This window comes from Phenylobacterium composti DSM 19425 (assembly GCF_059568645.1).
Genome location: NZ_JCANTT010000011.1, coordinates 1 through 24,438, shown reverse-complemented (window position 1 = coordinate 24,438; position 24,438 = coordinate 1). Strand labels below are relative to the sequence as shown.

General features: G+C 71.6%; 24 protein-coding genes. 19 read left to right on the top strand and 5 right to left on the bottom strand.

Annotation, left to right across the window (positions count from 1 at the left end):
• Position 1 precedes the first annotated feature (1 nt).
• From BO64_RS03055 to BO64_RS03010, 10 genes are read left to right on the top strand one after another with little or no spacing between them, the layout of a single operon-like run.
• On the top strand, positions 2–2,239 hold the full coding sequence (locus BO64_RS03055) for a chemotaxis protein CheA (RefSeq protein WP_496401802.1): 2,238 nt from the start codon (positions 2–4) through the stop codon (positions 2,237–2,239).
• A gap of 5 nt (positions 2,240–2,244) precedes the next feature.
• Entirely contained in the window at positions 2,245–2,712 is a 468-nt protein-coding gene (locus BO64_RS03050; RefSeq protein WP_496401801.1) for a chemotaxis protein CheW, read from the top strand.
• Positions 2,712–3,581 (top strand): CheR family methyltransferase, encoded by an 870-nt coding sequence (locus BO64_RS03045; RefSeq protein WP_496402446.1) that lies wholly within the window; start codon positions 2,712–2,714, stop codon positions 3,579–3,581. The genes BO64_RS03050 and BO64_RS03045 overlap by 1 nt, the downstream gene beginning before the upstream one ends.
• The gene (locus BO64_RS03040; RefSeq protein ID WP_496401800.1) at positions 3,578–4,618 is read left to right on the top strand and encodes a protein-glutamate methylesterase/protein-glutamine glutaminase; all 1,041 of its coding nucleotides are present in this window, start codon (positions 3,578–3,580) and stop codon (positions 4,616–4,618) included. Before BO64_RS03045 ends, BO64_RS03040 begins: the two co-directional genes overlap by 4 nt.
• Positions 4,618–5,007, top strand: coding sequence for a response regulator (locus BO64_RS03035; protein WP_496401799.1), 390 nt, complete (start codon positions 4,618–4,620; stop codon positions 5,005–5,007). Before BO64_RS03040 ends, BO64_RS03035 begins: the two co-directional genes overlap by 1 nt.
• Positions 5,004–5,567: a chemotaxis protein CheD gene (locus BO64_RS03030; RefSeq protein WP_496401798.1), complete on the top strand. Its 564-nt coding sequence runs from the start codon at positions 5,004–5,006 to the stop codon at positions 5,565–5,567. Before BO64_RS03035 ends, BO64_RS03030 begins: the two co-directional genes overlap by 4 nt.
• Before the next feature lie 11 nt (positions 5,568–5,578).
• Positions 5,579–5,929, top strand: a complete 351-nt coding sequence (locus tag BO64_RS03025) for a DUF8776 family protein (RefSeq protein ID WP_496401797.1) — start codon at positions 5,579–5,581, stop codon at positions 5,927–5,929.
• Positions 5,926–6,531 carry a response regulator gene (locus BO64_RS03020; protein WP_496401796.1) on the top strand — a complete coding sequence of 202 codons (606 nt, stop codon included), beginning with the start codon at positions 5,926–5,928 and terminating at the stop codon, positions 6,529–6,531. Before BO64_RS03025 ends, BO64_RS03020 begins: the two co-directional genes overlap by 4 nt.
• On the top strand, positions 6,531–6,986 hold the full coding sequence (locus BO64_RS03015; protein ID WP_496401795.1) for a hypothetical protein: 456 nt from the start codon (positions 6,531–6,533) through the stop codon (positions 6,984–6,986). Before BO64_RS03020 ends, BO64_RS03015 begins: the two co-directional genes overlap by 1 nt.
• Before the next feature lie 35 nt (positions 6,987–7,021).
• On the top strand, positions 7,022–8,614 hold the full coding sequence (locus BO64_RS03010) for a phytoene desaturase family protein (protein WP_496401794.1): 1,593 nt from the start codon (positions 7,022–7,024) through the stop codon (positions 8,612–8,614).
• A 17-nt stretch (positions 8,615–8,631) separates the two neighbouring features.
• Here the strand turns inward: BO64_RS03010 and BO64_RS03005 are convergent, their stop codons facing one another.
• The gene (locus BO64_RS03005) at positions 8,632–9,024 is read right to left on the bottom strand and encodes a response regulator (protein WP_496401793.1); all 393 of its coding nucleotides are present in this window, start codon (positions 9,022–9,024) and stop codon (positions 8,632–8,634) included.
• Positions 9,021–11,663, bottom strand: a complete 2,643-nt coding sequence (locus tag BO64_RS03000) for an ATP-binding protein (RefSeq protein ID WP_496401792.1) — start codon at positions 11,661–11,663, stop codon at positions 9,021–9,023. Before BO64_RS03000 ends, BO64_RS03005 begins: the two co-directional genes overlap by 4 nt.
• Before the next feature lie 197 nt (positions 11,664–11,860).
• On the opposite strand from BO64_RS03000, the gene BO64_RS02995 reads away from it, so the two are divergent.
• Positions 11,861–13,243, top strand: a complete 1,383-nt coding sequence (locus tag BO64_RS02995) for a pyridoxal-phosphate dependent enzyme (protein ID WP_496401791.1) — start codon at positions 11,861–11,863, stop codon at positions 13,241–13,243.
• Positions 13,240–14,412, top strand: a complete 1,173-nt coding sequence (locus BO64_RS02990) for a cystathionine gamma-synthase (protein ID WP_496401790.1) — start codon at positions 13,240–13,242, stop codon at positions 14,410–14,412. Before BO64_RS02995 ends, BO64_RS02990 begins: the two co-directional genes overlap by 4 nt.
• Before the next feature lie 120 nt (positions 14,413–14,532).
• Here BO64_RS02990 and BO64_RS02985 read toward each other — a convergent pair whose 3' ends face one another.
• Positions 14,533–16,902 carry a thiamine pyrophosphate-binding protein gene (locus BO64_RS02985; RefSeq protein WP_496401789.1) on the bottom strand — a complete coding sequence of 790 codons (2,370 nt, stop codon included), beginning with the start codon at positions 16,900–16,902 and terminating at the stop codon, positions 14,533–14,535.
• A 227-nt stretch (positions 16,903–17,129) separates the two neighbouring features.
• On the opposite strand from BO64_RS02985, the gene BO64_RS02980 reads away from it, so the two are divergent.
• Positions 17,130–18,632, top strand: a complete 1,503-nt coding sequence (locus tag BO64_RS02980) for an MFS transporter (protein WP_496401788.1) — start codon at positions 17,130–17,132, stop codon at positions 18,630–18,632.
• Here the strand turns inward: BO64_RS02980 and BO64_RS02975 are convergent.
• Positions 18,609–18,950 (bottom strand): VanZ family protein, encoded by a 342-nt coding sequence (locus BO64_RS02975; RefSeq protein ID WP_496401787.1) that lies wholly within the window; start codon positions 18,948–18,950, stop codon positions 18,609–18,611. The two genes, BO64_RS02980 and BO64_RS02975, sit on opposite strands and share 24 nt — an antisense overlap.
• A 70-nt stretch (positions 18,951–19,020) precedes the next feature.
• On the opposite strand from BO64_RS02975, the gene BO64_RS02970 reads away from it, so the two are divergent.
• The 3 genes from BO64_RS02970 to BO64_RS02960 all read left to right on the top strand — a co-directional run bounded on the left by BO64_RS02970 (position 19,021) and on the right by BO64_RS02960 (position 20,843).
• Complete coding sequence (locus tag BO64_RS02970; RefSeq protein WP_496401786.1) at positions 19,021–19,668, top strand: HAD-IA family hydrolase; 648 nt, start codon at positions 19,021–19,023, stop codon at positions 19,666–19,668.
• A 14-nt stretch (positions 19,669–19,682) separates the two neighbouring features.
• Positions 19,683–19,991 (top strand): 4a-hydroxytetrahydrobiopterin dehydratase, encoded by a 309-nt coding sequence (locus tag BO64_RS02965; RefSeq protein WP_496401785.1) that lies wholly within the window; start codon positions 19,683–19,685, stop codon positions 19,989–19,991.
• A 75-nt stretch (positions 19,992–20,066) separates the two neighbouring features.
• The gene (locus BO64_RS02960) at positions 20,067–20,843 is read left to right on the top strand and encodes an SDR family oxidoreductase (protein ID WP_496401784.1); all 777 of its coding nucleotides are present in this window, start codon (positions 20,067–20,069) and stop codon (positions 20,841–20,843) included.
• Positions 20,844–20,897: 54 nt separating this feature from the next.
• Here BO64_RS02960 and BO64_RS02955 read toward each other — a convergent pair whose 3' ends face one another.
• Positions 20,898–21,320 (bottom strand): Tat pathway signal protein, encoded by a 423-nt coding sequence (locus BO64_RS02955; protein ID WP_496401783.1) that lies wholly within the window; start codon positions 21,318–21,320, stop codon positions 20,898–20,900.
• A 94-nt stretch (positions 21,321–21,414) separates the two neighbouring features.
• On the opposite strand from BO64_RS02955, the gene pseB reads away from it, so the two are divergent.
• From pseB to BO64_RS02940, 3 genes are all read left to right on the top strand, one after another.
• Positions 21,415–22,464 carry a UDP-N-acetylglucosamine 4,6-dehydratase (inverting) gene (pseB, locus tag BO64_RS02950; RefSeq protein ID WP_496401782.1) on the top strand — a complete coding sequence of 350 codons (1,050 nt, stop codon included), beginning with the start codon at positions 21,415–21,417 and terminating at the stop codon, positions 22,462–22,464.
• 7 nt (positions 22,465–22,471) lie between these two features.
• A complete protein-coding gene (gene pseC / locus BO64_RS02945; protein ID WP_496401781.1) occupies positions 22,472–23,629 on the top strand; it encodes a UDP-4-amino-4,6-dideoxy-N-acetyl-beta-L-altrosamine transaminase in 1,158 nt (385 codons plus the stop codon).
• A gap of 188 nt (positions 23,630–23,817) precedes the next feature.
• Positions 23,818–24,375, top strand: a complete 558-nt coding sequence (locus BO64_RS02940; protein ID WP_496401780.1) for a hypothetical protein — start codon at positions 23,818–23,820, stop codon at positions 24,373–24,375.
• The last annotated feature ends 63 nt before the right edge of the window (positions 24,376–24,438 follow it).

The window sequence follows — 24,438 nt, the reverse complement described above, 5'->3', positions numbered from 1 at the left end:
CATGGATCCGATGCAGGAAATCCGGGAGACCTTCTTCCAGGAGTGCGAGGAGCAGCTGGCCGAGCTGGAGAACGGCCTGCTCGCCATGCAGGACGGCGAGGGCTCGGACGACACCGTCAACGCCGTGTTCCGGGCGGTTCACTCGGTGAAGGGCGGCGCCGGGGCCTTCGGCCTCGACGATCTCGTGCGCTTCGCCCACGTCTTCGAGACCACCCTGGACGAGCTGAGGGCCGGCCGTCTCGCCGCCACCCCGGAAATCGTCGGCGCCCTGCTGCGCGCGGCCGATGTCCTGTCCGATCTCGTCCGCGCCGCCCGTGACGGCGGGACCGTGGACCCCGCCCATTGCGACGCCGTGGCCGCCGAACTGGCGGTCTTCACCGGCGCGGACCCCAGCGCCGCCGCAGACGACGACGGCATGGGCGACCTCGACTTCGAGCCGATCCCCTTCACCCCGATCGCGGCGCCGGACTTCGACGCCCCGGCGCTCCCGGCCGCCGAAGCCGTCACGGAGGGTGCGTCGGACGGCGCCTGGATCATCCGCTTCCGGCCCCGCCCCGAACTCTACAAGAAGGCCAACGACAGCATCCTGCTGCTGCGGGAACTGTCCCGCATCGGCGAGGCGGAAATCGAGCTCGACGCCGCCGACGTGCCGCTGCTGCCGGACCTTGATCCCGAGGGCGCCTATCTCGCCTGGACCGTCCGCCTCACCGGCCCGACCGTCCGCGAGGACGTGGCCGAGGTGTTCGAGTTCGTGGAGGGCGACTGCGAGCTCTCCATCGAGGGCGGCCCGGCCCCGACCGCCGCCCTCACCGCCGTCCCGGCCGCCGAGCCGGCCCCCGAGCCGGCCCTGCCGGTCGTCGACGATCTCGACATCGCCGCCCTGATCAGCCGGGCCCAGGCCGCCGCGGACGAGGTTCCGCCGGACCCTGCGCCCGCGCCCGAACCCGCCCCGACCGCCGCCCCGCAAGCCGCTCCGGCGGCCGCCGCCGCCAGGCCCTCGGCGCCCGGCCCGGCTTCGGCCGCCAAGCCCGCCGGCGCGGCCAATCCCACCATCCGGGTCGATCTCGAGCGGGTCGACCGCCTGATCGACCTGGTGGGCGAGCTGGTGATCAACCAGGCGATGATGGCCCAGCGGGTCAGCGAGGCCGGCCTGATCCGCGACACCAACGTGGCCGTGGCCCTGGACGACCTGGAGCAGCTGACCCGGGAGATCCAGGACAGCGTCATGGCCATCCGGGCCCAGCCGGTGAAGTCCGTGTTCCAGCGGATGCCGCGCCTGGTCCGCGAGGTGGCCAGCGCCACGGGCAAGCAGGTCCGCCTGGTCACCGAGGGCGAGGGCACCGAGGTCGACAAGACCGTCATCGAGCGGCTCACCGACCCGCTCACCCACATGATCCGCAACGCCATCGACCATGGCCTGGAATCGCCCGAGGCGCGCCTCGCCGCCGGCAAGCCGGCCGAGGGCGTGGTGCGCCTCTCGGCCCTGCACCGGTCGGGCCGCATCGTCATCGAGGTCGCCGACGACGGGGCGGGCATCAACCGCGCCCGGGTCAAGGCCATCGCCGTGGAAAAGGGCCTGATCGCCCCCGACGCGGCCCTGTCCGACGAGGAGATCGACAACCTCATCTTCATGCCCGGCTTCTCCACCGCCGACACGGTCTCCGACATCTCGGGCCGCGGCGTGGGCATGGACGTGGTGCGCCGCTCGATCCAGGCCCTGGGCGGCCGCATCTCCATCTCGTCCCGCCCGGGCGAAGGCTCCACCTTCGTCATGAGCCTGCCGCTCACCCTGGCCGTCCTCGACGGCATGGTGGTCTCGGTGGCCGGCCAGACCCTGGTCGCCCCCCTCAGCGCCATCGTCGAGACGCTTCAGCCGCGGCCGGCCGACGTGCATCCCACCACCGGCGGCGGGCGGGTGATCTCGATCCGCGGCGCCTACACGCCCCTCGTCGATGTGGGCGTCGCCCTCGGCTACCGCAGCGAGCCGCTGGCTCCGGAACAGGGCGTCGCCCTGCTGGTCGAGGGCGAGGGCGGGGCCCGCTCGGTGCTCCTGGTCGAGGCCATCCAGGGCCAGCGCCAGGTGGTCATCAAGAGCCTGGAAGCCAATTACCGCCGCGTCCCGGGAATCGCCGCGGCCACCATCCTCGGCGACGGCCGCGTGGCTTTGATCCTGGACATGGACAGCCTCGTGGCCTCCGCCCGTACTGCCGAGCCGCCTCGGTTCCTCCAAGCAGGTTGACCCGCATGAACGATCTCACGAACGCCTCGGGCCTCGGCCAGGAGCTGATCTCCTTCCGCATCGGCCGTCAGGAATTCTGCGTCGACATCATGGACGTCCGCGAGATTCGCGGCTGGACGCCCGCCACGGCCCTGCCGGACTCCCCGCCCTTCGTGCGCGGGGTCATCAATCTGCGCGGCGCGGTGCTGCCGATCCTCGACCTGGGCGCCCGCCTGGGCCTGGGGGCGACCGATCCCACCGCCCGGCACGTGATCATCGTCGCCCAGGTGGAGAAGCGGGTCGTGGGCCTGCTGGTGGACGCTGTGTCCGACATCATCACCATCACCGAGGACCAGCTCCAGCCGACCCCCGACGTGGGCTCGGACCTGGCCCGCGCCTGCGTGCGCGGCCTGCTGGCCATCGACGGGCGGATGATCAGCTACCTCTCGCTCACCGGCCTCTTCCCGCAGGATGATCTGGAGGCGGCTGCGTGATGCACAGCTCGGCGTCTTCGGACGGTCAGCGGCTGGTGGACGGCGAGTTCGTCTTCCGCGCCGAGGACTTCCGGCGCATCGCCGCCATTCTTCATGAATCCGCCGGCATCGCCCTCTCGGAATCGAAGGCGACCCTGGTCTATTCGCGCTTGGCCAAGCGGCTGCGCAGCCTGGGGCTGGAGAGCTTCCGGGATTACTGCGCCCTGATCGCCGACGCCGAGGGCGCCGACGAGCGTCAGCGGATGATCGCGGCCCTGACCACCAACGTCACCCGCTTCTTCCGCGAGCCGCACCACTTCGAGCACCTGAAGGCCAAGGTGCTGCCGCCCCTGCTGCGGGCCGCCCGGGACGGGGCGCCGGTGCGCATCTGGTCGGCCGGCTGCTCCAGCGGCGAGGAGCCCTATTCCATCGCCCTGACCATCCTCTCGCTGGCGCCCGAGGCGCCCGAGTGGGACGTGCGCATCCTCGCCACCGACATCGACACCAACGTCCTCGCCAAGGCCCGCGCCGGGACCTACGGCGCCTCGAACATGCTGCAGATCCCGGGCGACCTGCGCAGCCGCTGGTTCGAGCGCGACGGCGAGGCCTGGACGGTCACGGCGCCGCTGCGCCGGCTGGTGGTCTTCAACGAACTCAACCTGATGGGCGAGTGGCCGATGAAGCGCCGCTTCGACGCCATCTTCTGCCGAAACGTCGTGATCTACTTCGAGGAAGCCACCCAGGCCCGGGTCTTCGCCCGCTTCGTGCCCCAGATGAACCCGGGGGCGCGCCTCTACATCGGCCATTCCGAGCGCATCAGCGGCCCCGCCGCCGACGTCCTGGAGAGCGACGGGGTGACCATCTACCGGCTCAAGGACGGCGTCCGATGATCCGCGTCCTCGTCGTCGACGATTCCGCCACCATGCGCAGCCTGATCTCGGCGGTGCTTTCCCGCGATCCCGAGATCGAGGTCGTGGGCCAGGCGGGCGACCCTTATGAGGCCCGGCAGGCCATCAAGGCGCTCAATCCCGACGTCATGACCCTCGACGTCGAGATGCCCAACATGAACGGCATCGAGTTCCTCGAGAAGGTGATGCGCCTGCGTCCCATGCCGGTGGTGATGGTCTCCACCCTCACCACCCGGGGCGCCGAGGTCACCCTGGCGGCCCTGGAGATCGGGGCCGTGGACTGCGTGGCCAAGCCCTCCACTGGCGGCCTCGAGGGCTTCCGCGAGCTGCCCGAGAAGGTGAAGATCGCCGCCCGGGCCCGGGTGCGGCCGCTCGACCGGCTGGCCACCCCGCCCGCCACCGTCAAGATCGACGCCGGGACCGTGGCCGGAGACGGCCGGCTGATCGCCATCGGCTCCTCTACCGGGGGGGTCGAGGCCCTGATCACCGTCCTTTCGCGCTTCCCGGCCGACTGCCCGCCGACGGTCATCACCCAGCACATGCCGGAGAGCTTCACCAAGAGCTTCTCCGAACGGCTCAACCGCCTCTGCGCGCCCCATGTGGAAGAGGCCACCGACGGCGCGCCGCTCGATCCCGGCCGGGTCTATGTGGCCCCGGGCGGCGAGACCCACCTCGAAGTCGCCGGTGGGAGCCGCCTGCGCTGCCGCATCGTCCCGGGCGACCGGGTCAACGGCCACCGCCCCTCTGTGGACGTGCTGTTCGCCTCGGTGGCCCGCGTCGCCGGCGCCCGCGCCGTGGGCTGCATCCTCACCGGCATGGGCCGCGACGGCGCCCAGGGCCTCCTGGAGATGCGCCGCGCCGGGGCCCGCACCGTCGGCCAGGACGAGGCGAGCTGCGTCGTCTACGGCATGCCCCGCGCCGCCTTCGAGATCGGCGCCGTGGAGCGCCAGCTGCCCCTCGACCGGATCGCCGCCGAACTCCTCAAGGCGCCTGCCCCCAAACTTTCGGAGAAAGCCTGATGCCCGCCGCGGCTTCGATGACCGTCGTCGTGGTCGACGACCAACAGACCATGCGCTCGCTGGTCCGCACGGGCCTGCAGGAGCTCGGGTTCCGCGAGATCCGCGAAGCCTCCGACGGCGAGGCCGCCCTGCGGATCCTGCTGACGACCAAGGTCCACCTGGTCATCTCGGACTTCAACATGCCCAAGCTGGACGGGCTCAGCCTGCTGCGGGCGATCCGCGGCCACGAGCCGATCCGGCAGACGCCCTTCATCATGCTCACCGGTCGGGCCGACCGCGAGCTGGTGCAGCGCGCCGTGCAGTTCGGCGTCAACAACTACCTCGTGAAGCCCTTCACCGTGGCCACGCTGAAGGAGAAGATCGAGGCGGTCTTCGGTCACATCACGTGAACACGGCCCGCCACGACGGCCTGGCGCTGCGTCCCGAACATGTGGTTCAGGGCGAGCACCGGGTGGCCTCCGGCCCCGACGCGGTGCTCACCACCGTGCTCGGCAGCTGCGTGGCGGCGTGCATGCGCGACCCGGCCCTGGGCCTCGGCGGCATGAACCATTTCCTGCTGCCCGGGACGCAGGGGACCGACGTGGGCGGCGCGGCCGAGCGCTACGGCGCCTACGCCATGGAGCTTCTGGTCAACGCCCTGCTCAAGCGCGGCGCCCAGCGCGGCCGGCTGGAGGTGAAGCTGTTCGGCGGGGCCCGGATGCTGAAGGGCCTCACCGACGTGGGCGCCGCCAACGCCGCCTTCGCCGAGTCCTATCTGCGCCGCGAGGGGCTCACCTACCTCGGCGGCTCCCTGGGCGGGGATCAGGCCCGCCGGGTCCAGTACTGGCCGGGCACCGGCCGCGCCCGCCAGATCCTCCTGCCCCGCCAGGACGCCGCGCCGTTCGAGGCCGAACGCGCCCGTTCCGCTCCGCCGCCGCCCCCCTCCGCCGGCGAGCTGGAGCTGTTCTGAAGGATCCCGCCATGACCGCCCCCGTCCGCCAAGTCCTGAGCGCCGCCGCCGGCGTTCTTCAGCAGCTGGAAGGCCGCTGCGTGGGGCTGCAGGACGCCCTCAGCCCGGTGGTGGCCGCCGGGCCGCCCGGGGCGATGGACGCGGCCCGGCCGATGGCCCTGCAGGACCTCGACTATGTGACCCAGGGCCTCGCCAGCCTCTCCTACTTCCTGGCCGCCCTCGCCGAGCGGGTGCCGGCCGAGCTGACGGTGGACGCCGCCGCCGCCGCCTCGGGCCTGCCCCTGGAGGACATGGCCGCGGTCCTCAGCCTCTCGCCGCCGCCTGCGGCGGCCGCGGGCGGCGAACTGGAGCTGTTCGAATGATCACTCGACCGGCCGGCCCCGACACGCGCCTCAACCTCTCCAAGACGGTCGTGCTGATCGTCCAGAACAACCAGACGGAGCTCGACATCCTGGGCCAGGTGTTCATCGGCTTCGGGGTCAAGGCGATCCGCAAGTATCTGTCCCTGGAGGAAGCCGAGGAGGTCGCCCGCCGGGTCGACTTCGACCTCATCGTCGTCGACGCCGACTTCGAGGATGGCGCCGGCTTCGACTTCGTGGAGCGCCTGCGCCGCGACCGCGAGGGGCGCAACCGCCTCGCGCCGATCATGCTGGTGGCCGGCCACGCCACCCAGAGCGCCATCTTCCGGGCCCGGGACTGCGGCGCCAACTTCGTGGTCGCCAAGCCGATCACCCCCAAGGTGCTGTTCGACCGCATCACCTGGCTGGTCCAGGACCAGCGCGAGTTCGTGGAGTGCGACACCTATGCGGGCCCCGACCGCCGCCGCAAGGCCTTCGGCCCGCCGCCGGGGATGAAGGGCCGCCGCAAGGACGACCTGCCCGTCGAGGTCGGCTATCCCACCGGCCCTGACCTCGCCCAGGCCGAGATCGACGCCCTGCTCACGCCCCGGAAAGCCTTCGCCTGATGACCGCGCGGACGTTCAAATACGTGAACCGCCTGGCCCAGGCGCTCAGCAAGCGGCACGGCCTCACCCTCGCCGAGGCGGTGAAGGCGGCGGACACGCGCCTGGAGGACCTGCGCGAGCGGACCCTTGCGGAGATCGACGGCGCCGTCCACGAGATCCAGACCCTGGCCCAGGACATCCGCGCGGTGGACGACCCGCGGGTGCAGCAGATCTACGGCGCCGCCAACCGCATCGTCGCCGTGGCCGGGGTGTTCGATCGCGCCGAGCTTGGCCAGGCCGCCTATAGCCTGTGCGAGCTGATCACCCGCTTCCGCGCCTCGGGCCGCTGGAGCGCGCCCATGGTGGCCGTCCATGTGGACGCCCTGCAGGTGATGCGCCACCTCCAGGACCAGGACCGCGACCACTGCCAGGCTCTGCACGAGGGCCTGCGCCAGGTGGTGGCCGCCGCCGGCTGATTGCCAACCGCCCGGGTCCGTAGCAGACCGGGGCCATGAGCCAGGACGTCATCGTCATCGGGGCCGGCCACAACGGCCTCACCTGCGCCGCCTATCTCGCGGCGGCGGGGCTGAAGGTCACCGTCCTGGAGCGGCGGCCCGTGGTCGGCGGGGCCGCCGTCACCGAGGAGTTCCACCCCGGCTTCCGCAACTCGGTGGCCAGCTACACCGTCAGCCTGCTCAATCCCAAGGTGATCCGCGACCTGGAGCTGGCCCGCCACGGCCTGAGGGTGGTGGAGCGCCGGGCCTCCAACTTCCTGCCCTTCGAGGGCGACAGCCTGCTTACCGGCCCCGGCCGCACCAAGGCCGAGGTGGCCCGCTTCTCGGCCCGGGACGCCGAGCGGCTGGACGCCTATGACGCGCGCCTGGAGGCCATCGCCGACGTGCTGCGGGCGCTGGTGCTGGAAACCCCGCCCAATCTGGCGGAGGGCGGCTGGGTCGCCGCCCTGCCCGAACTTCTGAAGTCCGCGCGCCTCGGCCGCCGGCTCGGCCGGCTGGACCTCACCGCCAGGCGCGACCTCCTGGCCCTCTTCGCCCAGTCCGCCGGCGATTGGCTGGACGGCTGGTTCGAGAGCGACCCCATCAAGGCCGTGCTCGGCTTCGACGGCGTGGTGGGCAACTACGCCAGCCCCTACACGCCCGGCTCGGCCTATGTCCTGCTGCACCACGTCTTCGGCGAGGTGAACGGGAAGAAGGGCGCCTGGGGCCACGCCCTCGGCGGCATGGGCGCCATCACCCAGGCCATGGCCGCCTGCTGCCGCGAGCGCGGCGTCGCCATCCGCACCGGCGAGGCGGCGGCCGAGGTGCTCACCGAGAAGGGCCGGGCGGTCGGCGTCGTCACCGAGGCCGGCGAGACGCTCAAGGCCCGGCTGGTGGTCTCCAACCTCCATCCGCGGCTGCTGTTCGCCAAGGTCGATCCGGGCCTGATCCCCGCCGACTTCGCCGAGCGCCTGGCCCGCTACCGCTCGGGCTCCGGCACCTTCCGTATGAACGTGGCCCTGTCGGAGCTGCCGCGCTTCGCGTCGCGGCCGGAGCCGGGCGACCATCACACCGCCGGCATCATCATCGCCCCGACGCTCGCCTACATGGACCGGGCCTACATGGACGCCCGGGCCCACGGCTGGTCGCGCGAGCCCATCGTCGAGATGCTGATCCCGTCCACCCTCGACCCGGGCCTCGCGCCCGAGGGCCGGCACGTGGCCAGCCTGTTCTGCCAGCACGTGGCCCCGGTCCTGCCGGACGGGCGCTCCTGGGACGACCACCGCGACGCGGTCGCCGACCTGATGATCGCCACGGTGGACCGCCACGCCCCGGGCTTCGCCCGCTCGGTCATCGCCCGCCAGGTCCTCTCGCCCCTCGACCTCGAGCGCACCTTCGGCCTCGTGGGCGGCGACATCATGCACGGCAACCTGAGCCTCGATCAGCTCTTCTCGGCCCGCCCGGTCCTGGGCGCCGGCCACTACCGCACGCCGGTCCCCGGCCTCTATCAGTGCGGGGCGGGAACCCACCCCGGCGGCGGGGTCACCGGGGCGCCGGGCCACAACGCCGCCCGGGAAGTCCTTAAGGACGTGCGCCGCCGCCGGGTCTGACGGAGGCCGCCTCGGCCTTACGTCCGGGCGATCGCCCGCACCTCGCCGGCCAGGGTCATGGGGTCGAAGGGCTTGGCGATCACCGCCACCGCCCCCAGGGCCGTCAGCCGCTCGGTCTCCTGGCGCTGGGCTCGGGCGGTGATGAACACCGCCGGCGCGGAGTCGAACGCCGGCCGCTCGCGGATCGCCTGCAGCAGGGTCGGCCCGTCGGTGCCCGGCATCATCACGTCCAGCAGGAAGAGGTCGGGGATCCAGCCGCCGGCCGCCGCCTCGGCGTCCAGCAGGGCCAGGGCGGCCTCGGCGCACTCGGCGGTGCGGACGTCCAGGTCGGGGTCCATCTCCAGCGACAGGCAGGCCACCTCGCGGATGTCGGGCTCGTCGTCCACGTAGAGGATTTTCAGCTTGCTCATGCGTTCGAGGTCTCCAGCGCCGCCTCCCGAGCCCGCCGCCGCGGGGCCGCCGAGGTCAGCCGCCGCACCGTGGCGATGAGCTGGTCCAGGGACGAGCGCGACTTCAGGAGCACGGCGTCCACCGCCTCGATCAGGGCCTCGTCGTCCACGGCCTGGGCCGAGAACACCACCACCGGCAGCGGCCGGCCGGCCTCGTCCACCAGCTCGGGCAGCAGGTCGAGGCCCGAGCCGTCGGGCAGGCCCAGGTCCAGGATCGCCAGGGCGGGACGGAGGGCCTTCAGCTGGTCCCGCGCCGCCGCCAGGCTCTCGGCCGACACCAGCCGGCAGCGGGCGCCCAGGGCCTCGTGCACCAGATGCCGAAGGTCCGGATCGTCGTCCACGTGCAGCACCACCGGCCGCGCCTGGCCGCCGCCGCGCGTGGCCTGGTCCAGGGCCGCCTGCAGGCGGCTCATGTCCACGGGCTTTTCGATCCAGTCCACGAGGTCGAGCCTGGCGCAGGCGGCGCGGTCGGCCGCATCGGCCGAGATGATGATCGCCGGCAGCCGCCGGGTCGCCGGATTGGCCCGCAGCCGGCGCAGCAGGTCGAGGCCCGAGCCGTCGGGCAGGCGCAGGTCCAGCAGCAGGGCGTCGAACCGCCCGGGCCCGGCCAGGGCCGCCGCGGCGTCCTTCAGGGTGTGGGCCGTCTCGGCCTGGAAGCCCTGCGCCTCCAGCGCCGCGCACAGCGTCTGCGCCACCCCGGCGTCGTCCTCGCACAGGAGGATCCGCGCCCCCTGGCCCTCGCCCTCCCGATCCGGCGTCGCGGCGCTCCGGGCCGGCAGCTCCACGAAGAAGGTGGCGCCGTCGCCGGGCGGGCTTTCGAACCAGATGCGTCCGCCGTGCCGCTCGACGATCTCCTTGCTGATCGCCAGCCCCAGGCCCGTGCCGCCCTTCTGCCGGGTGTCGGAGGAATCGGCCTGGGCGAAGCGGGTGAAGATGCGGTCGAAGAACTCGGGCGGGATGCCCGGCCCGTCGTCCTTCACCGACAGGCGCACGCGCCGCTCGTCGGCCCGCACCGTCACCTGCACGGCGCCCCCGCGGTTGGAGAACTTGGCGGCGTTGGACAGGAGGTTGGTGGCCACCTGGGTCAGCCGGTCGGCGTCGCCGTTCACCAGGGCCGGCCCGTCCGGGGTCTCCACGGCGAAGGCCAACCCGGTCTCGGCCGACAGGCCCAGCAGGCTCACCACCGCCTGACGGACGAGTTCGGTGAGGTCCAGCGGCCGCAGCGCCAGCGTCAGCTGGCCGGAATCGATCTTCTCGATGTCGAGGATGTCGTTGATCAGCCGCACCAGGCGGCGGCTGTTGCTCTCGGCGATGCCGATCAGCCGCCTGGCCTTGTCGGGCAGGGGGCCCGCCGCGCCGCCCATGAGCAGGCCCAGGGAGCCGGCGATCGAGGTCAGGGGCGTGCGCAGCTCGTGGCTCACCGTGGAGACGAACTCGGACTTGGCCTGTTCGGCCCGGCGCCGTTCGGTGCAGTCGCGCATCACCGCCACGGCGTGCATTCCGTCGGCCTGGGTCATCTCCCCGAAGTTGATGTCCACCGGGAAGGTGGAGCCGTCCTTGCGCCGGGCCTCCAGCTCGCACGGCTCCCCGGCCCGGGCCAGATGCTCCCGGCGCAGGCGCGCCAGGAACGGCTCGCCGGGGTCGATGGCGTTCGCCTCGGCCGCCGCCTCGGGCATCAGCACCGAGATGTCCCGCCCGATCAGCTCCTCGGCGCTGTAGCCGAACATCTGCTCGGCGGCCTTGTTCAGCGTCTCCACCCCGCCGCTGGGGCTGAAGGTGATGATGGCGTCCATGGCCGCATCCACGATCGCCCGCCGCCGGTCCGCCTCGGATCGGATACGCTGGATCAGGGCCGTGCGCATGGTCGTGTAGCGCAGGGCGATGATGGCCCCGAGCAGGATGGTGAGGATCACCAGGGCGAAGCTCAGGAGCGATACCTTTCGGGCGTCGGTGGCCTCGGCCTGAAGGATCGCCAGGTGCTCGGCGAGGTTGCGCGCCTCGGTCTCGGTGATCTGGTCGGTCTGGGCGCGCAGCGCCTCCATCAGGCGCTCGCCGTCGCCGTGGGCGACGATGGCCGCGGCGGAGGCCGGCCCGTCCCGGCGGTGGACCTCCAGCACCTTGTTCATCAGGGCGAAGCGCTCGCCCGTCAGGCGGCGGACCTCGGCCACCCGGGCCTTCTGCTGCGGCTGGTCGTCGAAGATGAGGTCGAGCTGGTTCAGGCGCTCGTCCAGGGTGGTTTCCGCGCCATGATACCGGCGCAGGAACCTGCGGTCGCCCGACAGCAGATAGCCCCGGTGGCTCGCCTCGGCGTCCTTCAGGGTCAGGGCGAAGTCCTGGATGGTCGTCCGCCGCTCGGTGGAATGCAGCAGCATCTCCTGGGCGGCGTCGGCCTGCCGCCGCTCCACGACGTTCGCCCGCCAGGCCACCATCACCAGGGTGGGCACTACGAACAGCACCGCAGCCGAGCAGGCCCAGAACAGAAGGTCCTGGGACAGACGCCGCCGGAAGCTGGCCATGAGGCTGGCGAACATGGGGAACTCCCGCACCGCGCCGGCCTTCTCCCTGAAGCCGGCGCCGCAACCACCTTCGCGGTACCGCATGCGCCGGCCTACGTCCAATTGCGGCGCAACTTGCCTTGATTTCGCGCCAGACCGGCAAGGAAATCCCATCTTGCGCGGGGCTTTCGCCTGTTGTCTACCTCCGATCGGTGAACGCGAAGCAATCCGGTTTCGTTGAAGGCCGCCTGCTTCCACCCAATGTGAAGGCCCGAACGAAGGCCAAATTCCGAGGAACGCCCGTGACGACCCCGCCCTTGCCGCCGATCGCGGCCTCAGCCCTCGACCTGATCGGCCGGACGCCCATGGTCGAGCTTTCCGGCTTCGACACCGGCCCGTGCCGGCTGTTCGTGAAGCTTGAGAACGCCAACCCCGGCGGCTCCATCAAGGACCGGATCGCCCGCTCGATGATCGAGGCGGCGGAGAAGGACGGCCGGCTCAAGCCCGGCGGCACGATCGTCGAGGCCACCGCCGGCAACACCGGCCTCGGCCTGGCGCAGGTGGGCCTGCTCAAGGGCTACAAGCTGCTGCTGGTGGTCCCCGACAAGATGGCCCGGGAGAAGATCCAGCACCTGCGCGCCATGGGCGTCGACGTGCGCATCACCCGCTCCGACGTCGGCAAGGGCCATCCCGAGTACTACCAGGACATGGCGGAGGCCATCGCCGCCAAGCTCAACAACGCCGTCTACATCAACCAGTTCGAGAACCCGGCGAACCCGCTCGCCCACGAGACCACCACCGGGCCCGAAATCTTCGAGCAGATGGACGGCGACGTGGACGCCGTGGTCGTCGGCGTCGGCTCGGGCGGCACGCTCACGGGCCTTGGCCGCTTCTTCGCCAAGGCCTCGCCCAAGACCCGCATGGTCCTGGCCGATCCGGTGGGTTCGATCCTCGCGCCCCTGGTCAATGAGGGGAAGCACGTCGAGGCCGGCTCCTGGATCGTCGAGGGCATCGGCGAGGACTTCGTGCCCGACAACTGCGACCTCTCCTTCGTCGAGAAGGCCTACGCCATCAGCGACCAGGAGAGCATCGCGGCCGCGCGCGAACTCCTGACCCGGGCGGGCATCCTCGCGGGCTCCTCGTCGGGCACCCTGCTGGCCGCGGCCCTGCGCTACTGCCGCGAGCAGACCGAACCCAAGCGGGTGGTCACCCTCGTGTGCGACACCGGCTCCCGCTACCTCTCCAAGATGTACAACGACAGCTGGGTGGCCGAGCAGGGCCTGGCCGACCGCCAGCTGCACGGGGACCTGCGCGACCTCATCGCCCGCAGCGAGGGCGAGGCCGTCACCGTCGGTCCCGACGACACCCTGCTCACCGCCTACAACCGCATGCGCCAAGCCGACGTCAGCCAGCTGCCGGTCATGGACGACGGGCGCCTCATCGGCCTGATCGACGAGAGCGACCTGCTGGAGGCCGTGGAGCGCCGCGACGCCGAGGGCCGCTTCAAGCAGCCGGTGTCCACGGCCATGACCGCCAAGCTCGTCACCCTCCAGGCCGGCGAGCCCCTCGAGGCGCTGCTGCCGATCTTCGAGATGGACCGCGTGGCCATCGTCATGGACGGCAAGGAGTTCCTCGGGCTCATCACCCGCATCGATCTGATCAACTATCTGAGGCGCACGGCGTGACCGAACAGAAGGGAAAGAACCGGCTGGACTTCGCCACCCGCGTGATCCACGGCGGCCAGAGCCACGACCCCGTCACCGGGGCGGTGATGCCGCCGATCTACGCCACCTCCACCTACGCCCAGTCCTCGCCGGGCGTGCACACCGGCTTCGAATATTCCCGCAGCCAGAACCCCACGCGCTTCGCCCTGGAGCGCGGCCTGGCGGACCTGGAGAGCGGCACGCGAGGCTACGCCTTCGCCTCGGGCCTGGCGGCCATCTCCACCTTGCTCGAGGTGCTCGACGCCGGCGACCATGTGATCGCCTCCGAGGATCTCTACGGCGGCAGCTTCCGGCTGTTCGACAAGGTGCGCCGCCGCTCGGCGGGCCTGTCCTTCAGCTTCGTCGACCTCGCCGATCTCTCGGCCATCGAGGCCGCCATCACGCCGCGGACCCGGATGGTGTGGGTCGAGACGCCCACCAATCCGCTCTTGCGCCTGGCCGACCTTGAGGCCATCGCCGACCTCTGCCGGCGCCGGGGCCTGATCGCCGCCGCCGACAACACCTTCGCCAGCCCCTATGTCCAGCGCCCCCTGGAGCTGGGCTTCGACGTGGTGATGCACTCCACCACCAAATACATCGGCGGCCATTCCGACGTGGTCGGCGGCGCCCTGGTGGTGGGCGACAACGCCGCCCTGCGCGACCAGCTCGTCTTCCTGCAGAACGCCGTGGGCGCCGTGGCCTCGCCCTTCGACAGCTTCCTGACGCTCCGCGGCATGAAGACCCTGGCCCTCCGGATGGAGCGGCACTGCGAGAACGGCCTGGCCATCGCCCGCTGGCTGGAAACCCGCCGGGACGTGCGCAAGGTCATCTACCCGGGCCTGGAGAGCCATCCGCAGCACGAACTCGCCCGGCGGCAGATGAACGGTTTCGGCGGCATGATCACCGCCGTCCTCGACCGCGATCTCGACGGAACCCGCCGGATGCTGGAGCGCACCCGCCTGTTCACCCTGGCCGAGAGCCTGGGCGGGGTGGAAAGCCTCATCGAGCACCCGGCGATCATGACCCACGCCTCGATCCCCCCCGAGACCCGGGCCCGCATCGGCATTGAGGACGGCCTGATCCGCCTCTCCGTCGGCGTCGAATCCACCGCCGACCTCATCGCCGATCTGGAACAGGCCCTGGCCGCCTAGGGACCGTTCGCCGCTCCCTTCTGGGAGAGCTGTCGCAAGTGACCGAGGGGGGCCGCCCACAAGCCGGCGACGCGCCCCTCGGACCCTCCAGGCCACATCCCCAAAGGGGGAGGATCGTCCCTACAAGAACAGCTCCGCCGCCGCGTCGACGATGGCGTCCACGTCCAGGCGGTAGTGGCGGTAGAGGTCGGGCAGGTCCCCCACCTGGCCGAAGGCGTCGAGGCCCAGGGCGCTGACCCGCATGCCCTTAACCCCGCCCAGCCAGGAGAGGGTCGCCGGGGCGCCGTCCACCACCGTCACCAGGCCCGCGCCGGGGGTCAGCCGAGACAGCAGCGCCTCGGCGTGACTCCGGCGGGTCTCGCCGCGTGTCCAGCGGGCGCGCCGGGCCGCCATCCAGTCCCGGTGCAGCAGCCCCGGCGAGACCACGTTCAGCACGCCCAGGCCCGGCAGGTCCTCGGCCAGCTGTTCCGCCGCGGCCAGCACCTCGGGCGCCACCGCCCCGCAGAAGACCAGGGTCGCGTCCGATCCCGCCGCCGGCGGCTTCAGCCAGTAGGCGCCGCGCAGGGCGTCGGCCTTCCAGGCCGCGTCCGGCCGCTCCGCCTGCTTCAGGGTCCGGGTCGTCAGCCGCAGATAGACCGAGCCGCCGTCCGGCGCCTGCATGTGCTCGAACGACCAGCGCATGACCAGGGCCAGCTCGTCCACGAAGGCCGGCTCGAAATAGGTCAGTCCCGGCTGGCCGATGCCGATCAGCGGCGTGTAGATCGACTGGTGCGCCCCGCCCTCGGGGCCCAGGGTCAGGCCCGACGGCGTCGCCACCAGCATGAAGCGGGCGTCCTGGTAGCAGGCGTAGTTCAGGGCATCGAGGCCGCGGCTGATGAAGGGGTCGTACACCGTCCCGATGGGCAGCAGCCGCTCGCCCCACAGCGGCGCCGAAAGCCCCAGGGCGGCCAGGTTCAGGAACAGGTTGTGCTCGGCGATGCCCAGCTCCACGTGCTGGCCCGCATGGCCCCCCGCCCACTTCTGCGGCGAGGGGATCTTGGCGTCGCGGAAAACGTCGGCGGTCTCGCGCCGCCGGAACAGGCCCCGCTGGTTCACGAAGCCGCCGAGGTTCGTCGAGACGGTCACGTCCGGGCTGGTGGTGACGATGCGGTCGGCCAGGGGCGCCCCCCACTTGGCGAGCTCCAGCAGGATTCGCCCGAACGCCGCCTGGGTGGACTGCTCCTCGCCCTCGGGGATGGGGAACTCGGCCTCGGCCGGGACCGGCACGGGCGCCGCCGCGGGCCGGCGCTCGGCGTCCTGGGCGAAGGGGGCCTGGGCCACGAAGGCCCGCAAGGCCTCGGCCTCGTCCGGCGGCAGGCCCGCATAGGGCTCCCACTCGGCCCCCGGCGGCACGCCCAGGCTCTCGCGCAGGGCCTCCACCTGGGCCGAGGTCATCAGGCCGGCGTGGTTGTCCTTGTGCCCCTGCAGCGGCAGGCCGAAGCCCTTGACCGTGTAGGCGATGAACAGGGTGGGCTTGTCGTCCTGGGCCGCCGCGTCGAAGGCCTCGGTGAGGGTCTCGATGCAGTGGCCGCCGAGGCCGATCATCAGCTGGTGCAGCTCGGCGTCGGTGAAGCTCTGCAGCAGGGCCGGGACGCCCTTCTGCCGGCCGAGGTCGCGCATCAGCCGCTGCCGCCAGGCGGCGCCGCCCTGGTAGGTGAGGGCGGCGTATTCGGCGTTGGAGCAGGCCTCGATCCAGTCCCTGAGCGCCGCCCCGCCCGGCCGGGCGAAGGCCGCCTCCTGGACCTTGCCCCACTTTAGCGTCACCACCCGCCAGCCGGCCGTCTCGAAGATGTCGTCGAACCGGTCGAACATCCGGTCGGCGGTGGTCGCATCCAGGCTCTGGCGGTTGTAGTCGACGATCCACCAGCAGTTCCGGATGTCGTGCTTGTAGGCCTCGATCAGGCACTCGTAGATGTTGCCCTCGTCGAGCTCGGCGTCCCCCAGGGTGGCCACCATCCGGCCCTCGCGCGCGGGGTCCAGCCAGCCGTGGGCCTTCAGATAGTCCTGGGTCAGGGAGGCGAAGGCGGTGATCGCCACGCCCAGGCCCACCGAGCCGGTAGAGAAGTCCACGTCGTCCCGGTCCTTGGTGCGCGACGGGTAGGACTGGGCGCCGCCGAAACTGCGGAAATCCTCCAGCTGCTGCCGGGTCTGGCGGCCCATCAGATACTGGGCGGCGTGGAACACGGGGCTGGCGTGGGGCTTCACCGCCACCCGGTCCTGGGGCCGCAGGGCATGGAAATAGAGCGCCGTCAGGATGGTGGTCATCGAGGCGCAGGAGGCCTGGTGGCCGCCCACCTTCAGCCCGTCGCGGCTCTCGCGCAGGTGGTTGGCGTTGTGGATCGTCCAGGTGGCCAGCCAGCGCAGCCGCTCGTCGATCCGCTTCAGGTGCGAAATCTCGGGGCGGGTCCCCAGATTGTGGCCGGCGGCGGGAGGGACGTGGGCGCGGGGCATGGAATGATCCGGCGTTCGCGCCGGCCGGGGCGCGTTCTTGCGCCCGACCTGACGTCTTGGGGAATGTCAGGCCCTCTTCTAGCAGGTCCAGGGGGCCAAAGTCAGCCGTTCGCCGCACGCCGGTCTCTGATCGAAAGGCGGGTATGGCGCGTTGACCCGGCGTCGGCCTTGAGGCTTGCTGCCTCCCGGAGAGCGCCGACAGAGCGCAACCTTCGGAGGAACCGACGATGGCCCGCGTCCCCCCAGCGGCCGACCGCCTGCCCATCCGGACCAAGCTCGCCTTCGGCCTCGGCGGCGCCGCCGAGATGGTGGCCCTCTATTCGGTCTCCAGCTTCGCCCTGCTGTTCTACAGCCAGGTGCTGGGCGTGCCCGCTCACCTGGTCGGCCTCGCCATCTCCGCCAGCCTGATCCTCGATGCGGTCTCGGACCCGATCATCGGCTCGATCTCCGACCGGACGAAGTCGCGCTGGGGCCGCCGCCATCCCTTTCTGTTCGCCGCCGCGATCCCCACGGGCCTCACCGCCTGGGCGATCTTCGCCCCGCCGGCCGGCCTGTCGCAGACCGGCCTGCTGATCTGGCTGACGGCGTCGGTCATCCTGATGCGCCAGGCCATGACCTTCTTCTACGTCCCGCACCTGGCCCTCGGGGGCGAGCTTTCGCCCCACTACACCGAGCGGTCCAAGGTCATGGCCTACTACAGCTTCTTCAACTGGGGCGGCGGGGCCCTGACCTTCGTGGGCGCCACCCTGATCTTCTTCCCGGCCACGCCCGCGTTTCCCCGCGGCCTGCTGAACCCCGAGCCCTGGCCCCGCTACGCCGCCGCCATCGGCCTGGTCAGCGTCTCGGCCATGCTGGTCTCGGCCTGGTTCACCAGGGACCGCATCCCCTATCTGCCCAAGGCCAGCCCCGACGAGCCGGCCTTCAGCCTCCGCGGCTTCGTCGGCGACTTCGGCAAGGCGCTGACCAACATCAACTACGTCTGGCTGCTGGCCGCCTATTTCTTCGCCGCCCTGATGATCGGCATGCGCGAGGGCCTGCGCATGTACGTCAACACCTTCTACTGGGACCTGTCGTCCAAGCAGCTGTCGCTGTTCGTCTTCGGCAGCCTGGCGGGCTACCTCACGGCCTTCATCTTCGCCCCGCGCCTGCACGGCCGCATCGACAAGAAGAAGACCCTGATGCTGGCGGCCCTGGTCTACGCCGTGGTCCCGCCGATCCCCCTGGTGCTCGGCATAGCCGGGGTGGTCTCTCCGCAGACGCCCGGCATCCTGCCCATGCTGATCGCCTTCGCCGCCGTCCAGTACGGGGCCGTCAGCGTCCTGCAGATCAGCGCCATGTCGGCCCTGGCCGACATCGCCGACGAGAACGAGCTCAAGTACGGCGTGCGCCAGGAGGGCATCCTCTATTCCACCCGCAACGTGGCCGGGAAGATCGACCTCGCCGTCGGCACGGCCGTGGCTGGGGCGGTGATCACCCTGATCGGCTTCCCCAAGGAGGCCCGCAGCATCGCCGACGTCCCGCCGCAGGTGCTGTTCGACCTCGCCCTCTGGGACAGCATCCTGGCCGCCATCCCCGGCGTCATCGCCGTGGGCTTCTATTCGCTCTACGGGATCAACCGGCGCACCTACGAGGCCACCCGGGCGGCCCTGGAGGCGCGCCGGGCCGCGGCTGCGCAGCCGCCCTCCGGTCCCCGGCCCGCCGCGGGCCTAGCCCCGGCGCCGGCGGAATAGGGCGAAGACGGCCAGCGCCGCCGCCACGCCCAGGACGTCGGCCGCCAGGTCGGCCGCCTCGCCGGTGCGGCCAAGGTCCATGGTCGCCTGCAGGACCTCCACCGCCAGGCCCAGCGCCGCGGCGGCCGCCGCCACCCGCCAGGGCCGCCGGGGCCACAGGGCGAGGCCGAACCCGGTCAGGGCGGCCCAGGTCAGGGCGTGCTGGGCCTTGTCCCACAGGCTGACGCCGGGCAGCGCCTCGGTCGGCGCAAGGCAGGCATAGAGCACCGCAGCCCAGGCGAGGCCGTAGGCGACGGGTCGGACGACGGATCGGGCCATGTCGCCTCATCTTGCATGCGAAGCTCCGCCTCTCTAGCGTCCGCCCGCGATTTTCGGAAAAGGCGTACGCATGGCGATCGAGGCGGTGATCTGGGATTTCGGCGGGGTCTTCACCACCTCGCCCTTCGAGGCGTTCAACCGTTTCGAGGCCGAGCGGGGCCTGCCCAAGGACCTGATCCGCACGGTCAACGCCACCAATCCCGACACCAACGCCTGGGCCCTGTTCGAGCGCAACGAGATCGACGCGGCCCGCTTCGACGAGCTGTTCCTCGCGGAGTCCACCGCCCTCGGCCATCCGGTCCGCGGGGCCGACGTCCTGCCGCTCATCTCGGGCGCCCTGCGTCCTCGGATGGTGGAGGCGCTCAAGGCCTGCAAGGCCGCCGGCTACAAGGTGGGCTGCATCACCAACAACGTGGTCTCCGAACACAGTCCCGGCCAGGACGAGGGCCAGCGGGCGGCCGGCGCCATGGCCCAGGTCATGCCGCTGTTCGACGCCATCATCGAAAGCTCCAAGGCCGGGGTGCGCAAGCCCGACCCGCGCATCTATCTGATGATGTGCGACCTGCTGGCCGTCCAGCCGCAGGCCTGCGTCTACCTCGACGACCTCGGCATCAACTGCAAGCCGGCCGCCGGCCTCGGCATGCAGGCCATCAAGGTCACCGGCGAGGCCCAGGCCCTGGACGACCTCTCGCGCATCCTCGGCATGACCTTCCCCTGACGGAGCCCGCGACCATGACCCGCCCCCTAAGGATCGGCGCCGAGGCGGCCCTGACGCGCCTCACCGGCTGGACGAAGGCGGAGGGCGGTCGCGACGCCATCGCCAGGACCTTCCGGTTCAAGGACTTCAACGCGGCCTTCGGCTTCATGACCCGGGCGGCGATCCGCGCCGAACAACTCGACCACCATCCCGAGTGGTTCAATGTCTACAACCGGGTGGAGGTGACGCTCGCCACCCACGACACCGCCGACGGCGAGGCCGGCGTGACCGAGCTGGACGTGACCCTGGCCCGGTTCATGGACGAGATTTCCGGGCATGGCTGAACGTCCTCCCGGATCGGCGCTCCGCTCCAGCCGGGACGACGCGAAATGATCAACGAACCCAGGGAGAGGACGCACATGGCAGGACGGGTCGCCGGCAAGAAGGCCTTCATCACGGGCGCGGCGCAGGGGCTCGGGGCGGCCTTCGCCCGCAAGCTCGCCGCCGAGGGGGCCAAGGTCAGCCTCGCCGACATCAACGCCGAGGGCGCGCGCGCCTTGGCCGCCGAGATCAACCAGGCCCAGGGCGAGGGGACCGCCTTCGCCTTCCCCCTCGACGTCACCCGCGAGGACCAGTGGATCTACGCCCTGGAGGAAGCCGATGCGGCCATGGGCGGCATCTCGGTGCTGGTGAACAACGCCGGCATCAGCCGGGGCGGGGACATCGAGAGCCTCAGCCTCGAGGACTGGAAGCTGGTGATGAGCGTGAACGTGGACTCGGTGTTCCTGGGGACCAAGCACGCCCTCAAGTACCTGCGTCAGAACCAGCCGGGCTCGATCATCAACATCAGCTCCATCGCCGGCCTGATCGCGGGCCACAACACCCCGGCCTACAACGCCTCCAAGGCGGCGGTCTGGCTGCTCAGCAAGGGCATCGCCCTGCACTGCGCCAAGCAGGGGATCGACGTGCGCTCCAACTCGATCCACCCCACCTTCATCGACACCCCGATCCTCGACCCCCTGCGCCAGCGCTTCGGCAAGGCCGAGGCCGAGGCCAAGCTGGCCCGCCAGGTGCCCCTCGGCCGCATCGGCGAGCCGGACGACATCGCCAACGCCGTGGTCTATCTGGCCTCGGACGAGAGCCGCTTCATGACCGGCGCCGAACTCAAGCTGGATGGCGGCATCAGCGCCATGTGACCGATCCTCCCCCTCTGGGGGAGGTGGGCCGAAGGGCGGGAATGGGCCGGGGCCCTAGTTGACCACCACCGCGCCCAGCAGCAGCCGGGCGCCCCGCCGCCCGAGCACGGCGTCGGTCTGCTGCTGCAGGGCCCGGGCAATGAAGTCCACGTTCGGCGGGGCGCCCACCGGCAGGCCGGCGGCGTAGGTCTGCACCGTCGACATGAAGGCCGAGCGCAGCCGGGGCAGGGAGGCCTCGGCCCGCTCGCGCAGGGCCGCGTCCGGCACGTCCAGGCCGCATTCCACCGACAGCACCCCGCGCCGCCCGTCCGCCCGCCGGGTGACGCCCAGCACCGCCGGCAGGGGCACATAGGTGGTTCCGCCCGCGGCGGCCTTTTCCCCCTTGCCCGCGGCCCGCGCCGGCCCGGCCGCCGACACGGCCAAGAGCGGCGCCAGGGCCAGGAGCCCGATCCGGCCGATGAGGAGGCGGCGATCCATGCCGCCCTTCTGCTGCAACCAGGGTTAGAGGTCTCTTTACGGCCCGCCCCGGACACTCGGGCCGCACTGACGAATCGCTGCTCCGGAGCGCCCCTTGGGCCGATTTGCGCCGCAAAGCCTCGACCTCGACGGCAAGGTCATCCTCGTCACCGGCGGCACCGGCAGCTTCGGCCGCCGGTTCGTCGAGACCGTCCTGTCCCGGGCCAACCCCCGCAAGCTCATCGTCTATTCCCGCGACGAGCTGAAGCAGAGCGAGATGCAGATCGACCTCGCCGAACGCTTCGGCCCGGAGAAGCTCGCCCGCCTGCGCTTCTTCCTGGGCGACATCCGCGACCGCGAGCGCCTCACCCTGGCCGTGCGCGGGGTGGACGTGGTGATCCACGCGGCCGCCCTGAAGCAGGTGCCGGCGGCCGAGTACAATCCCTCGGAGTGCATCCACACCAATGTCCTGGGGGCCGAGAACGTCGTCTGGGCCTGCCTCGCCAACCGGGTGCGGCAAGTGGTGGCGCTCTCCACCGACAAAGCTTGCAACCCCATCAACCTCTACGGCGCCACCAAGCTCGCCTCGGACAAGACCTTCGTGGCCGCCAACAACCTGTCGGGCGACATCGGCACCCGCTTCGCCGTGGTCCGCTACGGCAATGTGGTGGGCTCCCGGGGGTCGGTCGCCCCGCTGTTCCAGCGGCTGATCGCCAAGGGCGCCGCCGAGCTGCCGATCACCGACCCGCGCATGACCCGCTTCCTCATCACCCTCGACGAGGGGGTCGACTTCGTCCTCTCGTCCCTGGCGATGATGCGCGGCGGCGAGATCTTCGTGCCCAAGATCCCGTCCATGAAGATCACCGACATCGCCGCGGCCATGGCCCCCGACCTGCCCATCCGGGTCATCGGCATCCGCCCGGGGGAGAAGCTGCACGAGATGATGATCTCGTCGGACGACGCCCGCACCACCCTCGACCTCGGCGACCGCTATGTCATCGAGCCGGCCTTCGCCGAATACCAGCGCCCGCCGCTCCCCGGCGTGCCCGCCCCCGAGGGCTTCTCCTACGCCTCCGACACCAACGACGAGTGGCTCGACGCCGCCGCCTTCCTGGCCATGCTGGAGAGCGAGGGGCCGGTCCGCCGCCGCCGGGCTGGCGACTGACGCCGCCATGACGGCCCCGCTGATCCCCTACGGCCGCCAGACCATCGAGGACGACGACGTCGCCGCCGTGGCCGAGGCCCTGCGCGGCGACTTCCTCACCACCGGCCCCCTGGTGGAGCGCTTCGAACAGGCCTTCGCCGATGTGGTGGGCGCCCGCCACGCCGTGGCCTGCGCCAACGGCACCGCCGCCCTGCACCTGGCCATGCTGGCCCTGGACGTGCGCCCCGGCGAGGCGGTGATCGTCCCGGCCATCACCTTCCTCGCCACGGCCAACTGCGCCCGCTACGTGGGGGCCGAGGTGGTGTTCGCCGACGTCGATCCCGACACCGGCCTCATGACCCCCGACACCCTGCGCGAGGCCATGAGCCGGCTGCAGGGCCGCCGCCTGAGGGCCGTCCTGCCCGTCCACCTGCGGGGCGACGTGGCCGAGCTGCCGGCCCTCGCGGCCCTGGCCGCCGAGGCCGGCGCGGTGCTGGTGGAGGACGCCCCCCACGCCCTCGGCTCGACCATGGATTTCGGCCAGGGGCCCGAGCGGGTGGGCGATGTCCGCCACTCGGCCCTGGCCACCTTCTCGTTCCATCCGGTGAAGACCATCGCCACGGGCGAGGGGGGCATGGTGGTCGCCAACGACCCGGACCTGGCCGCCCGCCTGCGCCGCTTCCGCTCCCACGGCATGATACGCCCCGAGGGCGCCGAGCCCTGGTGGTACGAGATGGCCGAGCCGGGCTTCAACTACCGCCTGCCGGACGTCCTCTGCGCCCTGGGCCTCTCCCAGCTCGCCAAGCTGCCCAGGTTCGTGGCCCGCCGCCGGGCCCTGGCCGCCGCCTATGAGGCGGCCCTGGCGCCCCTGGCGCCCGTCGTCCGTCCGGCCGTCCGGCCGGCCTGGAGCGATCCGGCGCTTCACCTCCTGACCGTGCTGATCGACTTTGCAGCCGCCGGGACCACCCGCCGGGCGGTGATGGAGGCCCTGAAGGCCCAGGGGATCGGCAGCCAGGTGCACTACATCCCGGTCTATCGCCAGCCCTACTACCGGGCCCGCTACGGCGACCTGTCCCTGCCGGGGGCCGAGGCCTGGTACGCCCGCTGCCTCTCCCTGCCCCTGTTTCCCGCCCTCGCCGACGCCGACGTCCCCCGCATCGCCGCCGCCCTCCGTGCCGCCCTCTAGGCAGAACCTCCCCATCCTCCCGCTCTGGGGGATGCGGCCCGCAGGGCCGGAGGAGGGCGCCCGGGGTCAGCTCTCCGCCTTCTTGGTCCGCCCCGATCGTCCCTTAGCCGCTCCGGGCAGCCCCGTCAGGGGAAGCATCCGCACGGTTTGACTTGACTTTGCGGCCGATCGGTGTTCTCTTTTCGTTCATGGTGAGCGACGCCCAGCTGCTGGAGGAGATGGACGCAGGCCTCGCCCATGTGGCCCAGCTCCAGCTCGACCTCGCCGATCGCCTCCACAGGGTTGCCCAGGCCACCGAAGACGCTTCCGAACTCGAAGGCCTCGCCAAGGCCCTCGAAGGGACCGGCCGCTCCATCCGCCTCACCTACGCCCTGCGCGTGAAGATCCGGAAGGACGTCCGCGCCCTCCAGCGCGAGGAAGCCCGCATCGCCGAGGACGCCCGCGACCGCGCCAGCGCCCGCCACTGGGACGCCGTGCGCAGCCGCGTCGAGACCCTCGTCTGGAACGAGATCGACTGGGAGACCGAGGACGAGGACGACTTCGCCGACCGCCTCGAGCATCTCATGGACCTCGAGGCCCTCGACCCCGACTTCCGCGCCCTTCCCCTCGAAGCCCAGGCCGACCGCCTCATCCAGAAGCTCGGCTTCAGCCGGCCCCCGGGCCGCCCCGGGCCTTCGGCGGCCATGGCCCCACCGCCCGGCGGGGACCGCCCCCAGGCCAGTGCCCCCGCCCCAGCGCCCCCTTAAGGGCGCGCGCTCCCTTCCCGCCGCACATCACCCCCTCAGCCGCTGTCGCGACAACTCCCCCCA

Excerpts from the sequence above, each read along its gene's own strand:
- BO64_RS03055 (WP_496401802.1), top strand. The coding sequence starts at position 2 with ATGGATCCGATGCAGGAAATCCGGGAGACCTTCTTCCAGGAGTGCGAG.
- BO64_RS03050 (WP_496401801.1), top strand. The coding sequence starts at position 2,245 with ATGAACGATCTCACGAACGCCTCGGGCCTCGGCCAGGAGCTGATCTCC.
- BO64_RS03045 (WP_496402446.1), top strand. The coding sequence starts at position 2,712 with ATGCACAGCTCGGCGTCTTCGGACGGTCAGCGGCTGGTGGACGGCGAG.
- BO64_RS03040 (WP_496401800.1), top strand. The coding sequence starts at position 3,578 with ATGATCCGCGTCCTCGTCGTCGACGATTCCGCCACCATGCGCAGCCTG.
- BO64_RS03035 (WP_496401799.1), top strand. The coding sequence starts at position 4,618 with ATGCCCGCCGCGGCTTCGATGACCGTCGTCGTGGTCGACGACCAACAG.
- BO64_RS03025 (WP_496401797.1), top strand. The coding sequence starts at position 5,579 with ATGACCGCCCCCGTCCGCCAAGTCCTGAGCGCCGCCGCCGGCGTTCTT.
- BO64_RS03020 (WP_496401796.1), top strand. The coding sequence starts at position 5,926 with ATGATCACTCGACCGGCCGGCCCCGACACGCGCCTCAACCTCTCCAAG.
- BO64_RS03015 (WP_496401795.1), top strand. The coding sequence starts at position 6,531 with ATGACCGCGCGGACGTTCAAATACGTGAACCGCCTGGCCCAGGCGCTC.
- BO64_RS03010 (WP_496401794.1), top strand. The coding sequence starts at position 7,022 with ATGAGCCAGGACGTCATCGTCATCGGGGCCGGCCACAACGGCCTCACC.
- BO64_RS03005 (WP_496401793.1), bottom strand. The coding sequence starts at position 9,024 with ATGAGCAAGCTGAAAATCCTCTACGTGGACGACGAGCCCGACATCCGC.
- BO64_RS03000 (WP_496401792.1), bottom strand. The coding sequence starts at position 11,663 with ATGCGGTACCGCGAAGGTGGTTGCGGCGCCGGCTTCAGGGAGAAGGCC.
- BO64_RS02985 (WP_496401789.1), bottom strand. The coding sequence starts at position 16,902 with ATGCCCCGCGCCCACGTCCCTCCCGCCGCCGGCCACAATCTGGGGACC.
- BO64_RS02980 (WP_496401788.1), top strand. The coding sequence starts at position 17,130 with ATGGCCCGCGTCCCCCCAGCGGCCGACCGCCTGCCCATCCGGACCAAG.
- BO64_RS02975 (WP_496401787.1), bottom strand. The coding sequence starts at position 18,950 with ATGGCCCGATCCGTCGTCCGACCCGTCGCCTACGGCCTCGCCTGGGCT.
- BO64_RS02970 (WP_496401786.1), top strand. The coding sequence starts at position 19,021 with ATGGCGATCGAGGCGGTGATCTGGGATTTCGGCGGGGTCTTCACCACC.
- BO64_RS02965 (WP_496401785.1), top strand. The coding sequence starts at position 19,683 with ATGACCCGCCCCCTAAGGATCGGCGCCGAGGCGGCCCTGACGCGCCTC.
- BO64_RS02960 (WP_496401784.1), top strand. The coding sequence starts at position 20,067 with ATGGCAGGACGGGTCGCCGGCAAGAAGGCCTTCATCACGGGCGCGGCG.
- BO64_RS02955 (WP_496401783.1), bottom strand. The coding sequence starts at position 21,320 with ATGGATCGCCGCCTCCTCATCGGCCGGATCGGGCTCCTGGCCCTGGCG.
- pseC (WP_496401781.1), top strand. The coding sequence starts at position 22,472 with ATGACGGCCCCGCTGATCCCCTACGGCCGCCAGACCATCGAGGACGAC.
- BO64_RS02940 (WP_496401780.1), top strand. The coding sequence starts at position 23,818 with ATGGTGAGCGACGCCCAGCTGCTGGAGGAGATGGACGCAGGCCTCGCC.